Source organism: Streptomyces sp. NPDC045470, from assembly GCF_040646595.1.
Lineage (GTDB): Bacteria > Actinomycetota > Actinomycetes > Streptomycetales > Streptomycetaceae > Streptomyces.
In genome coordinates, this window is record NZ_JBEZAN010000001.1 from 911,858 (window position 1) to 924,511 (window position 12,654).

The window sequence follows — 12,654 nt, forward strand, 5'->3', positions numbered from 1 at the left end:
GGCTCGCGGGGAGGGTGTGCGGATCAGGCGTACGGGCCGGGCGGGCGGACGTACGGACCGGGGGTGCGGGTCAGGTTCGCGGATCAGGGAGGCGGATCAGGCGTGCGGATAAGGGCAGCGCGCCGGTCCGTCGGTGCCGGTCGGCAGCGGGGCCCCCTGGGTGTCGTGGGCGGCGAAGTACCGCTCGGCCGGACGCAGGCGGCGGGCGTCCAGCACCATCCACGTACCGAGGACGAGCTGGACGCAGCTGCGCCACACGTCCTCCCACCGGTCGCGCACCCGCAGGAAGGCGCGGGCGGCGAACAGCCGGTGGGGCGGCAGCGGGCGGTCGCGCCGGACCAGCAGGCAGGGGGCACGGTGCGGGATGGAGCGGGTGTGCGCGACGTCGGAGTGGAGGGTGAAGCGGCTCAGTACCTCGCGGGTCGCGGCGCGCATGACCAGCGGGGCGAGCCGCCAGGCCGGGCAGGGCCGGTTGGCGGCGACGCCGAACGGGATGTGGTGCTGGTTCTTGGCGACGAGGTGTTCCCAGCGGGCGGGGTCGAAGACGTCCGGGTCGGCGTAGCCGGTGGCGTGGTAGTCGGGGTAGTTGAAGCACAGGACGGAGCCGGCGGGGATGACGGCGTCCGGGCCGAGCGGGATGTCGTCCGTGCTGATGCGGTGGGCGACGCCGAAGAGCGGGTAGAGGCGCAGCGTCTCGTCGAGGACGTTGGCGAAGTACCGGTCGTCGTCCGGCGCGGCGGCCAGCTTCCGCTGTACGTCCGGGTGTTGCGCCAGGACGAGCAGCAGGTGGGCCATGGCTTCGGAAAGCTGGACGACGGCCGTGTTGAAGAAGGTGCCCTGGAGGTAGTACGCCTGCTCCTCGGGGGTGAGGGAGCCCGGCAGGTGGCGCGGCGGCACGTGTCCGGCGGCGATGCGCTGCCGCAGGTGGCGGGTGAGCCGGGCCCGGCGGGCCAGGTGGCGTGGCCGGGTGCACTTCAGGGCGTCGACCACGTCCTCGGCGTTGTCGACGATCAGGCGCCGGACGTCGGCCGGGCACGGTTCGCGGAAGACGAGGCCGTAGAAGAATTCCGCCCAGACCGGCATCATCAGGTCGCGCAGCCGTACGAACGTGGCGCGGCCGACGCCCCGTCCGTCGAGCACGGCGGCGGTGCGGCGGGCCGCCGCCGCGGACAGGTCCTGGCTGGGCCCGGCGAGCACGGTGAGGGTGGTGCGGGCGACGTCGTCGTAGCGCGGGCCGTCCTCCAGGTGTTCCTGGTGCACTTCGGGGCCGGGCGCGAGCCAGTACCAGAAAAGGTCCGAGAGGGCGGCGCCGCGGCTGCGGCCGTTGGCGGCCGGGTGGGAGTAGACCTCCTGGAAGCGCTCGGCGGGGACGGCGGCGTTCGGGAAGGCGATGCCCTCGTCGCCGTTGATCCGGGCGAAGAGCGCGACGCGGGCGGCGACGACGGAGCGCGGCAGCCAGTACGGGACGGAGAGGGCGGCGGCCGTGGCGGCGAGCAGCCGGACGGTGCGGGGGCGGACGGAGAGCCGGGGGCGGCCGGGTACGGGGAGGCGGCCGGTGGCCCGGGCGCGGCTCATCCGTCCGCCCCCTTCCGTACGCCCCGGACGCTCCCCCGCGCGACGACGAGGTCCGGCCCGAGGTCGGCCGGGCCGGCGCCGCCGCACAGTGCCAGCACGTGGTCGAACTCCGCGCGCAGCAGCTCCAGTACGTGCCGGACGCCCTTCTCGCCGTCCGCGGCCAGTCCCCACAGCACCGGACGGCCGACACCGACGGCCGACGCGCCCAGCGCGAGGGCCACGGCGGCGTCGGAGCCCCGGCGGACGCCGCCGTCCAGGAGGACCGGCACCCGGCCCGCGACCGCCTCGGCCACGGCGGGCAGCGCCTCGACGCTCGCCGGTGCGGCGTCGAGCTGCCGGCCGCCGTGGTTGGAGACCAGCAGTCCGTCCACGCCCTCGGCGACGGCGATCCGCGCGTCCCCGGGGTGCAGGACGCCCTTGAGCAGCACCGGCAGCCGGGTCCGCGCCCGCAGTCTGCGCAGGTCGTCCCAGGACAGCCCCGGGGACATGGCGATGTCGCGGGGGCGGTCGTCGGGGGCGCCGGGCAGGCCGCGCATGTTCTCGGCGGCCAGGCCGGCGGGCAGGTCGTCGAAGCCGTGCCGGGCGTCCCGCTCGCGGCGGCCGAAGACGGGTGAGTCGACCGTGACGACCAGCGCCGAGCAGCCGGCCCGCTCCGCCCTGCGGACGAGCGCGAGGGTGACGTCCGGTTCGGGCTGGAGGTAGAGCTGGAACCAGACGGCCGCGTCGGCCTGCACGGCGCGGGCGGCGGCGGTGACCTCGGCCACCGGCACGGTCGCCGCCATGCCGGTGACCAGGACCGTGCCGGCGGCCGCCGTCGCGCGGGCGGTGGCCAGCTCGCCCTCGGGGTGCGCGAGGCGGTGGAAGGCGGTGGGCGAGACCAGGACGGGCAGCGCGAGGCGGTCGCCGCACAGCGTCACGGACAGGTCGCGGTCGGCCGCCCCGCGCAGGACGCGCGGCAGCAGGGCGAGCCTGCGGAACGCCGCCTCGTTCTCGTGGAGCGCCGTCTCGCCTCCGGCGCCCCCTGCGAAGAAGTCGTACACCCGGGGGTCCAGCCGCTCCCGGGCCCGCTCGCGCAGGTCGGCGAGGGTGGGGATCACGGCCGGGCCGCCGGGGCCGGGCCGGTGAGCCGGGGGCGCAGGAAGGTCCGCAGGGGTACGCGGTGGACCTCCTCGCTGTCCCACTCGTTCTCCAGGTTCTCGGTGAGGTGGTGTTCGGCGGTCGCCTTGCCGGGGGCGGCGCCGTCGAAGGCGCGCACGACCGGGTGCAGATAGCGGCCGTCCAGGCCGGTGGTGTCCTGCTGGGAGACGCGGCCGGCGGTGATGTCGAAGGGGTTGACCTTGTCGTGGTCCTCGCCGTATTCGAGGGTGACGGTGAAGTAGGAGCCGACCTCGCCGAAGCCGCCGTCGGCGACGGCGGTGTGCAGGTGGTCGACGGGGACTTCCTCGCAGTAGCGGACCGCGCCGTCCCGGTCGACGAGCACCGCGTCGCCGAGGAAGCCGAAGACCTGGAAGAGCGCCGAACTGCGGTTGACGCGGGCGATCACGGCGTCGGTGACCGCCTCGGTGGTGGCGGGCAGGGCGCGGGCGGGCCAGGGACGGTCGTGGTGGCGGGCTTCCAGGATGCGGTGCAGGGCCCGTACGCCGTACCGGAAGCCGTGGATGAAACCACTGGTCGATTTCTTGAAATCGCGCACCTGGGTGATGGTGCCGGCGAAGTACAGACCGGGGATGTTCGGGGATTCCCAGGCGTCGGTCTGGGCCGGGAAACGGTCGTTGACGGCGAGTTCGGGCCGGCAGTCCGGGGCGAATATCGACGGATCGAAGCGGAACCCGGTGGCGAGGATAACCCGGTCGTAAGCGATGTCCTTGACGACCTCGTTGACCCGGGAAAAGGACACGGACACCACGTAGGAGCCGTCCGGCTGCTGCCGGATACGCTCGATGTTTCCGTCCAGCACCGCGTTCTGCAATTTGAGCTGATAGGTGTCGAGGAAGTTGTTGTTGACGGCCCGCAGGTGTCCCACGAAATGGGTCTGCCAGGCGAGCTTCAGCGAGCCGGGCCCGGCGACGTGGATGACGGCGGCGGTCTCGATGAGGTTGTCGGCGGTCTCGAACGCGGAGTTGGCACGGCCGATGATCAGCACCCGCTGCCCGGTGAAACCGGCCGGGTCGACGGAGACCTCGTCGTAGCGCTCGACCGTCTCGACGCCCTCGATGGCGGGGATGTACGGGCGGGTGACGCCGGTCGCCACGATGATCCGCCGCGCGCGGTAGGCGGTGCCGTCGGCGGCGCGGGCGAGGAAGTCGCCGGGTCCGTCCGGACCCCCGTACGGCCGGGATATCTCGGTGATACGCGTGTGGTGACGGACGCGGATGCGGTGGGTGGCGGCGAAGTCGGCGAGGTAGCCGACCATCTCGTCGGCGTCCGGGAAATAGCGCGGGGTGCGGGCCGTGAACAGCGGGGTGCGCTCGTCGGAGAGCAGCGAGTTCCAGTCGGTGCGCATGTTCAGCTCGGGGTCGTCCCACCCGGTGTGCACCTTGTTGATCGAGATGAGGGTGCGGTGCCGGGGAAAGCGGGTGAAGAATTCACCGGGAGCCGCGCCCGACTCCACGATGAGATGGCTGCGCCCGGCCTGTTGCAGGAAATATCCGGCTTGCAATCCCGCGGGGCCGGCACCGACCACCAGATAGTCCATCGTTTCGTCGTGGCTCACGCAATTCTCCTGTCACCTGCGGGGGTATGGAGATGGAGCGGAAGCCGACAGTACTTGAGTATTAAAGAACGGCACCAGAGTGCATATAAGTGATCTGCGTCACACTCAATCCAAGGTTTGCGAGTACGCTGCACAAGCCAGTGTCACAAGGTCCGGGACTTTTACCCGGAACGCCCTTCTGTCGCGCACCGGCGGGTCGCCGCATTACTCTCCCGCACTCCCGGCCCCGCTTGCCCCGCCGGTCCCGTGACACATTTCAGCCGTTCACACCCACCGGAGCGGACACGAAATGAGCCAGCCGACCGCAAGTCCTTTCCCACAAGCCCTCGTCGACGCCTTCCACCGGCAGCCGGACGTACCGGCGTTCGAACACCGGGGGCGCGCCGTTCCGCGCCGTGCGGTCCTGGACCTGACCGGCCGCTGTGTGCGCGGACTGCGCGCGGCGGGCGTCGGCCCGGGGTCGTCCGTCGCGGTGGCCGCCGGCGTCACCCCCGAGGCGTTCGCCCTGCACCTCGCGGTGCGTCTGCTGGGCGCCCGGCTGACCGGCCTGCGCCCCGGCCTGCCACCGGGCCATCTCGCCCGCGTCCTGGCCGACGGCGTCGACGTCCTCGTGCACGACGAGCCGTCGGCCGCCACCGAACTCCTCGCAGCGGTCGGCCCCGGCACCCGGCTCGGCCTGGAAAAGGACCTGCTGACCACCCGGGAACCTGCCTCCCCCGACGACCTCGTGGCACACGGCCGCCCGGACGACATCGCCCTGATCACCCTGACCAGCGGCAGCACCGGACAGCCCAAGGAGTGCGCGCACACCTACCGCAGCCTGACCGCGAGCTGGTCGTGGCAGCCCGCCCGCCGGTCCGCGCGGACCGGCGCCCTCGCGGCGGCTTACGCGCGCTTCCTGCTCTTCGGCACCCTCACCAGCGCGGTGATCTTCGAGCACCTGGGACTGTGCCTGCTGGGCGGCGGCACCGCCGTCATCCCGGAGCCGCCCCTGTCCTTCCCGGAGGTCTTCGCACGGCACCGCATCACCGCCTGCCTGCTGACCGTCCCCCGGCTGCACCACATCCTCAACTTCCTGCGCACCGCCCCCGACGACACCATGGACCTCACGAGCCTGCGGGCTCTCCTCGTGGCCGGATCTCCCCTGGCGCCCCACCGGCTCGCCGAGGCGGCCGAACGGCTCGGCCCCGTCGTGCACCAGGGCTACGGACAGACCGAGACCGGCATGCTCACCCTGCTCACCCCCGACGACCTGGCCCGCCACCCGGACACGGCGTACGGCTCGGTGGGGCGGCCCCTGGACGGGGTGGACATCGACGTACGGGACCCGGCCGACGGGCGGCCCCTCCCCGACGGCGCCACCGGTGAGATCTGGGTCCGTACGGCCGGAGCGCTGGCCGGTTACCGGCAGGACGAGGAGGAGACCCGCGCCGTCCTGCGGGACGGCTGGGTGCGCACCCGCGACCTCGGCCGCCTCGACGAGCACGGCTTCCTGCGGCTCACCGGGCGCACCCGGGACGTCGTCATCGTCAACGCCGTCCTGCACTACGCGGGGGCGATCGAACAGGCCCTGGCCGGGCACCCGGACGTCGACCAGGCGTACGTCGTGGGCGCGCCGGACGAACGGACCGGCGAGGCCGCCCACGCGTTCGTCGTACCGGCGGCGGACCGGCGCCCCGGCCTCGCGGCACTGCGTGCCCACGTCGCCGCCGCGCTGGGCCCGGCGAGCGTGCCCGCCACGATCACCGTCATACCGGAGGTGCCGGTGGCGGCGAGCGGCAAACCGGACAAGAAGGCGCTGCTGGAGCGGGTACGGGCGGACCGGGCGGCGGAGTGAGGACCGCCGCCCTCAGGCCCGGCCCGTCAGCCCGTCGATCGGCTCACACGCCGGCCCCTCAGCCCGTCGATCAGCCCTTACGCCGGCCCGTCAGCCCGCGGGCCGTCACCCACCCCTACGTCAGCCCGCCTGGACCGTGGCCCGCAGCGTGCCGTCCGGACCGGCGACCAGCACCGGCGTACCGGCGCCGCCGAGGTCCCGCACGGCCGCGCGGTCCTCGTCCGAGGCCGCCTCCGCCTCGGTCACCACGGCCGCCGCCTCCAGCGACCGCGCGCCGCTCGCGACGGCCATGGCGACCGCCGTACGCAACGCGCTGAGCCGCAACGACTCCAGGGCGACGGTCCCCGCGACATAGGTGCGCCCGGTCTCGTCACGGACGGCGGCGCCCTCCGGCACCCCGTTGCGGGCGCGCGCGGAACGGGCCAGCGTGATGATCTTGCGGTCTTCCGGGTCCAGCGGTGCGGCTTCGCTCATACGGGCGAGCATATGCGTCCGGCGGCCCGGCGGGCACGAGGGGGCGCGTACGGCGGTGGCCGGTGCCGCCGCGTCACCCCGCCACCGAGAACATGCCGCCCCGGCGGCCCTCCGGCGAGGTCAGCCACTCCAGTTTCGCTCCCGTGTCCGCCTCCGCCGTACGGCGCGGATTGTGCAGCACGATGGTCAGATCCGGACGGGCCGGGACCCGCAGTTGGGTGGACTCGAAGAGCAGCGTGCCGACGAGCGGATGCTCCAGTTCCTTGTGGACCTGCCCGCCGTCCAGCACGTCCCCGCGCGCCCACAGACGCGCGAACTCCTCGCTGGCCCCGGACACGTGCCGGACGACCGCCTCGTACCCCTCGTCACCGGGCCGCTCCGACCACGCCGCCCGGTACTGCGCCACGACCGTCGGCGCGTTCCGGGCCCAACTGGCGGCGCGGGCCCGGTAGACCGGATCGGTGAAGTACGCGATCAGGCAGTTGGAACTGGAGCCCTCCTGGCCGTGGTTGAGGACGATCCGCGACGCCTCGTTGAAGGCGATGTTGTTCCAGTACGGATCCATGATGTGCGCCGGGAACGGCATCCACGCGTCGATCAGCCGTTGCAGCCCCTCGCACATGTCGAGCGCCGCGGGATCCGGGTCCGGCCGCAGCGGCGGGTTGAGCCCGGCCAGCACGTACAGGTGCCGTCGCTCCACGCCGCTCAGCCGCAGCACCCGCGCCACGGAGTCCAGCACCTGCGGCGAGACGGTGATGTCACGCCCCTGCTCCAGCCACTGGTACCACGAAGCGCCGACCCCGGCGAGCACCGCGACCTCCTCACGGCGCAGCCCCGGCGTCCGGCGGCGCCCGCCGTCGGGCAGGCCCGCGTCGGCCGGGCTGACCCGGGCCCGGCGGCTCATCAGGAAGTCCCGCAGCTCCTGCCGGCGGCGCGGCTCGGCGCCGTCCGGGCCGCCGGACTCCCCTGTCGTCGGTACGGATTCCGCCCGTGCGGACTCGCTCACGCCGTTCCCCCTGTCGGCCACGACTTTCCGGCCGCCACCACGGCCGCCGCGTCCGGGCCGTGCCTGGTGGTCCGGACACCACGATAAGTTCCCGCTCCCCATGCCGTATTCCTGGGCCGCAGGCTCCTCGTATGCCGACCGACACTCTTCCGCCCGCCCCCGCCGGCCTCACCGACACCCCCGCGCCCTCCCCTGCTCCCGCATCCGCGACCGCACCCGCCCGTATGACCGCCCGCGCCAAACTGACCCTTCTCCTGCTCTGCGCCGCGCAGTTCATCGTCGCGCTGGACTTCTCGATCCTGAACGTGGCGCTCCCGGTCCTCGGCCGGGATCTCGGGATGGGACAGGCCGACCTCCAGTGGGCGGTCACCGCGTTCGCGCTGCCGTCCGGCGGATTCCTGCTGCTGTTCGGGCGGATCGCCGACCTGTACGGGCGGCGACGGCTCTTCCTCACCGGGCTCGCCCTCTTCACGGCGGCCTCCCTGCTCGCCGCGCTCGCCTGGAGCCCGGCCGTCTTCCTGGCCGGGCGCGCACTGCAAGGGCTGGGCGCCGCGGTCATCGTGCCCACCGGCATGTCCCTGCTGACCACCACCTTCACCGAGGGCCCGCAGCGCGAACGCGCCCTCGGGATCAGCGGCACCCTGCTCTCGACGGGCTTCACCATCGGCATGGTGCTCGGCGGCACGCTGACCGACTCACTCGGCTGGCGGTCGACGATGGGCGTCCTGGCGGTGGCCGGGATCGCCGTACTGGCGGTGGCGCCCGCGCTGCTCGCCGAATCCCGGCACCCCGAGCGTCCCCGGATCGACATACCCGGCGCGGTGACCGTCACCGGCGGCCTGCTCGCCCTGATCTACGCCCTGTCCACCGCCGCCGAGACCGGCTTCGGCCGCCCGGACGTCCTGGTCGCGCTGGCCCTCGGCGCCGTCCTGCTCGTCGTGTTCGTCGTCGTGGAGTCCCGGGCCGCCCAGCCGCTGGTCTCGCTGCCGATGCTGCGCCGCCCCACGGTGGCGTGGGGCAGTCTGGCGGGCCTGGTCACCTTCTCGATGATGAGCGCGGTGGTCTTCCTGCTGACGCTCTACCTCCAGGAAGTGCTGCGCCTCTCCGCCTTCCTCACCGGCCTCGTCTTCGGCGTGCAGGGACTCTTCGCGGTGGTCTCCGGTATGGTCGCGCCGAAGGTGATCGGACGGATCGGCGCCCGCCGCACGCTGGTCACCGGACTGGCCGTCCAGGCCGTCTGCACCGCCGCGCTGCTGGCCGTGGGCACGGCCGCGTCCGGCGTCTGGTGCGCGACGGCCGCCGTGACGGTCGCCTGCTTCGGGCATCTGTGGGCGATCGTCTCGTACGGAGTGATCGTCACCTCCGGTGTGCCGGACACCGAACAGGGCCTGGCCACCGGCCTGGTCACCAGCTCCCAGCAACTGGGCCTCACGGTCGGCATCCCGCTGCTGAGCGCTCTGGCGTCGGCCCGCGTCACGGCCCTGCGGGCGGACGGCGCGAGCTTCGCGGACGCCACGCTCGGCGGCGTCCGGCTGGGGCTCGGCGCGGACGCGCTGCTCGTCGCGGTGGTCGCCACGCTGGCCGCCGTCGGCCTCTCCCGGGCGGCCCGCCGGTCCCGTACGCCCTACACGCCTGCGAAGTAGGCCGACGGAGTGGTGCCCAGCGCCCGCCGGAACATGGCCGTGAAGGCGCTGGGCGTGGCATAGCCGAGGCCGGTGGCGACGGAGGTGACCGGAGTTCCCCTGGCCAGCAGGGTGACCGCGTGGACGAGCCTGGCCTGCTGCACCCAGCGGGCCGGGCTCATCCCCGTGGCGGCGGCGAACCTGCGGTGCAGACTGCGCGGGCTCAGATGGGCGCGGGCCGCGGCGCACGGGGTCGTCCAGTCCTCACCGGGGCTGCGCCGGATCGCCGCGCACAGGTCGCGCAGCCGGGGGTCGTCCGGGGCGGGCAGGTGCAGGGCCGGTACGGGGCGCGGCGCGAGTTCGTGCAGGAGCAGGTCCATCACCGTGCCGTCGCGGCCCCGTACGTCGTACTCCACCGGAAGCCGGGTGGCCTCGTCGATCAGCTCCCGCAGCAGCGGGGAGACCGAGACGACGGTGGGCGCGTCGGGCAGCCGCCAGGCGGACTGCGGCTCGATGTAGAGGGTGCGCATGGCGACCGCGCCCGCGCAGGTCATCGCGTGGGTCAGCCCGGCGGGCACCCACACGCCACGGGTGGCGGGCGCCACCCACACGCCGTGCCCGGTGGCCACCGAGATCGCGCCGGTGGTGCCGTAGATCAACTGGGCCCGGGGGTGCCGGTGATCGGGGATGTGGTGGCCGTCGGGCAGGTCACGGGCCATCGCGGCGACCGGCCGGGGCACCCGCTGGTAGTCCTCCCGGTCCTCGCTCTTGCCGTACACGCCGCCTCACTTTCCGCCTTCCCCCACCTGGCACGTTCTCGACAGAACTTGGCACTCCCGCACAAGCCTGCCACGCCCGCCCCGGCCTAGCGTCGGCTCATGTGATCGAACCAGCTTCCGCGCCCCCGCGCACCGACCGCCCGCCCCGCTCCGGCCTGACCCGTCCGACGGCCCTGCTGCTCGCCGCCACCAGCGCCGTCACCGCCGCCAACGTCTACCTGAACCAGCCGCTGCTGGGCGCCGCCGCCCACTCCCTCGGAGTGGCCCCGGACGTGCTCGGCGCGGTGCCCACCGCCACCCAGCTCGGCTACGCGGCAGGCATCCTGCTGCTCGTCCCGGCGGGCGACAGCCACGACCGCAGGCGGCTCATCCTCGGCCTCGGTACGGCGTCCGCGCTCGCCCTCGCCGCCTGTGCCCTCGCGCCCGGCGTGACCTGGCTGGTGGTGGCCGGCTTCGCGGTCGGCCTGCTCTCGCCCGTACCGCAGCTCGTCACACCGCTCGCGGTGGCCCTGGCGGCGGGCGGCGGCAACGCCGGCCGGGGCCGGGTCGTCGGCACCGTGCAGGCCGGTCTGCTGGTCGGGGTGCTCGCGTCCCGCGCGTACTCGGGGGCGCTGGCGGAGCAGGTGGGCTGGCGGGCGGTGTTCGGCTGCTCGTGCGTCCTGACGCTGCTGACCATGCTGGTCCTGAGCCGGGCCCTGCCCCGCGTCCCGGCGGCCGCGACCGTTTCGTACCGGTCCACGCTCGCCTCACTGCCGCGGCTGTTCGCCGCCCACCCGCCGGTCCGGCGGATCACCGTGTCCGGCGCGCTGGTGGGCATCGCGTTCGGCGCGTTCTGGACCACGCTGACGTTCCTGCTGGAAGGCGAGTACGGGTACGGGTCGACCGAGATCGGCCTGTTCGGGCTGGTGGCCGCGGCGAGCGCGCTGGCCTCCCCGTACGCCGGACGGCTGGCCGACCGGCTCGGGCGGCGCGGCGCGCTCGCGGCACTGATCGGGCTGGTGATCGCGGGGTGGCTGCTCCTGCTGCCGGGCGGCGGCTCGCTGTGGTGGCTGCTGGCGGGTGTGGTCGTGCTGGACGTCGGGGTCTGGGGCAGCCAGGCAGCCTCGCAGACCTCACTGTTCAGCCTTGATCCCGCCGTCCACAGCCGCCTCAACACCCTCTACTTCACCCTGCGCTTCTCCGGCATCGCCGTCGGCTCGCTGGCCGGCACGGTGGCCTGGTCGGGCGGCGGCTGGCCCGCCGTGGTGATCACCGGGACCACCACGGCGCTCGCCGGGCTGTGCGTCGCGGTCAGCCCCGACCGCTTCGCACTCCGTCGCCGCGGTCAGTCCTGACCGGCCGCGCCGCCGTCGCCCCTGACCGGCTCGCACAGCACCGTGACGATCTTGTTGCGGCGGCCGGCCGGGGCCTCCGCGGTCAGCCGCAGCGCCTTCGGCGAGAGTGTGGACGCGTTCTCGCCGAGGTCGATCTCGGCCGTCGCGCCCGCGATCGGCACCCGGCCCAGGTGCTTGGCGAGCAGCCCGCCGACCGTCTCCACGTCCTCGTCGTCCAGCTCCGCGAAGCCGTACAGCTCACCGAGGTCGCCGATGTCCAGCCGCGCGGTCACCCGGTACCGCCCGTCACCCAGGTCCTCCACGGGCGGCAGCTCCCGGTCGTACTCGTCGGTGATCTCGCCGACGATCTCCTCCAGGATGTCCTCGATCGTCACGATGCCGGCCGTACCGCCGTACTCGTCGATGACCACCGCGACGTGGTTGCGGTCCTGCTGCATCTCGCGCAGCAGGTCGCCGGCGTTCTTCGTGTCGGGCACGAAGACGGCGGGCCGCATCGCCGTGGAGACCAGCTCGGTCTCCGCGTCCCGGCTGATGTGCACCTTGCGGGCCAGGTCCTTCACGTACACGACGCCGACCACGTCGTCCTCGTTCTCGCCGGTCACCGGGATACGGGAGAACCCGGAGCGCAGCGCGAGGGTCAACGCCTGGCGGATGGTCTTGAACCGCTCGACCGAGATCAGGTCCGTCCGCGGCACCATCACCTCCCGCACCAGCGTGTCGCCGAGCTGGAAGACGGAGTGCACCATACGGCGCTCCTCGTCCTCGATCAGCGACTCCTTCTCCGCGAGGTCCACCAGCGAACGCAGCTCCGCCTCGGAGGCGAAGGGGCCCTGGCGGAAGCCCTTGCCCGGCGTCAGCGCGTTGCCCAGCAGGATCAGCAGCCGCGGGATCGGCCCCATGATCCGGGCCAGCGGCAGCAGCACGTACGCCGCGGCGGTGGCGGTGTTCAGCGGGTGCTGGCGGCCGATCGTACGGGGCGAGACGCCGACGGCGACGTACGAGACCAGCACCATCACCGCGATGGCCACGGTCAGCGCCTGCCACGTCTGCTCGAAGGAGCGCAGACAGGCGTACGTCACCAGCACCCCGGCCGCCATCTCGCAGCCGACGCGCACCAGCAGCGCGACATTCAGATAACGGACGGGGTCGGCGGCGACGGCGGCCAGCTTCGCGCTGCCCCGCCGCCCGGACCGCACGGCTTCCTCGGCACGGAAGCTGGTCGTACGGGCGAGCCCCGCCTCGGCACACGCCGCGAGCCACGCGACGACGACGAGCAGGACCGCGACCGCGATCAGCTGGGTGGTCACCGGAACT

The 12,654-nt window shown here is 73.6% G+C and carries 10 protein-coding genes; 3 read left to right on the top strand and 7 right to left on the bottom strand.

Annotation, left to right across the window (positions count from 1 at the left end):
* Positions 1 to 96: 96 nt before the first annotated feature.
* Genes AB0A97_RS04015 through AB0A97_RS04025 form a run of 3 tightly spaced genes read right to left on the bottom strand, consistent with a single transcriptional unit; the run spans position 97 to position 4,270 of the window.
* Positions 97 to 1,575 (bottom strand): cytochrome P450, encoded by a 1,479-nt coding sequence (locus AB0A97_RS04015; protein WP_361144056.1) that lies wholly within the window; start codon positions 1,573 to 1,575, stop codon positions 97 to 99.
* Entirely contained in the window at positions 1,572 to 2,672 is a 1,101-nt protein-coding gene (locus tag AB0A97_RS04020) for an alpha-hydroxy acid oxidase (RefSeq protein WP_361144058.1), read from the bottom strand. Before AB0A97_RS04020 ends, AB0A97_RS04015 begins: the two co-directional genes overlap by 4 nt.
* Positions 2,669 to 4,270 carry an NAD(P)-binding domain-containing protein gene (locus AB0A97_RS04025; RefSeq protein ID WP_361145250.1) on the bottom strand — a complete coding sequence of 534 codons (1,602 nt, stop codon included), beginning with the start codon at positions 4,268 to 4,270 and terminating at the stop codon, positions 2,669 to 2,671. The genes AB0A97_RS04020 and AB0A97_RS04025 overlap by 4 nt, the downstream gene beginning before the upstream one ends.
* Before the next feature lie 307 nt (positions 4,271 to 4,577).
* Here AB0A97_RS04025 and AB0A97_RS04030 point away from each other — a divergent pair, with 307 nt between their 5' ends.
* The gene (locus AB0A97_RS04030) at positions 4,578 to 6,125 is read left to right on the top strand and encodes an AMP-binding protein (protein ID WP_361144061.1); all 1,548 of its coding nucleotides are present in this window, start codon (positions 4,578 to 4,580) and stop codon (positions 6,123 to 6,125) included.
* 120 nt (positions 6,126 to 6,245) lie between these two features.
* Here the strand turns inward: AB0A97_RS04030 and AB0A97_RS04035 are convergent, their stop codons facing one another.
* Positions 6,246 to 6,599, bottom strand: coding sequence for a cytidine deaminase (locus AB0A97_RS04035; protein WP_361144063.1), 354 nt, complete (start codon positions 6,597 to 6,599; stop codon positions 6,246 to 6,248).
* A 73-nt stretch (positions 6,600 to 6,672) separates the two neighbouring features.
* Positions 6,673 to 7,503 carry a helix-turn-helix transcriptional regulator gene (locus AB0A97_RS04040; RefSeq protein WP_361145253.1) on the bottom strand — a complete coding sequence of 277 codons (831 nt, stop codon included), beginning with the start codon at positions 7,501 to 7,503 and terminating at the stop codon, positions 6,673 to 6,675.
* 326 nt (positions 7,504 to 7,829) lie between these two features.
* Here AB0A97_RS04040 and AB0A97_RS04045 point away from each other — a divergent pair, with 326 nt between their 5' ends.
* Positions 7,830 to 9,248, top strand: coding sequence for an MFS transporter (locus tag AB0A97_RS04045; RefSeq protein WP_361145255.1), 1,419 nt, complete (start codon positions 7,830 to 7,832; stop codon positions 9,246 to 9,248).
* Here AB0A97_RS04045 and AB0A97_RS04050 read toward each other — a convergent pair.
* On the bottom strand, positions 9,230 to 10,006 hold the full coding sequence (locus AB0A97_RS04050; protein WP_361144066.1) for a helix-turn-helix transcriptional regulator: 777 nt from the start codon (positions 10,004 to 10,006) through the stop codon (positions 9,230 to 9,232). The genes AB0A97_RS04045 and AB0A97_RS04050 overlap by 19 nt on opposite strands.
* Before the next feature lie 101 nt (positions 10,007 to 10,107).
* Here AB0A97_RS04050 and AB0A97_RS04055 point away from each other — a divergent pair, with 101 nt between their 5' ends.
* Positions 10,108 to 11,340, top strand: coding sequence for an MFS transporter (locus AB0A97_RS04055; RefSeq protein ID WP_361144069.1), 1,233 nt, complete (start codon positions 10,108 to 10,110; stop codon positions 11,338 to 11,340).
* Here the strand turns inward: AB0A97_RS04055 and AB0A97_RS04060 are convergent.
* Complete coding sequence (locus AB0A97_RS04060; RefSeq protein ID WP_361144072.1) at positions 11,331 to 12,647, bottom strand: hemolysin family protein; 1,317 nt, start codon at positions 12,645 to 12,647, stop codon at positions 11,331 to 11,333. The genes AB0A97_RS04055 and AB0A97_RS04060 overlap by 10 nt on opposite strands.
* Between the last annotated feature and the right edge of the window lie 7 nt (positions 12,648 to 12,654).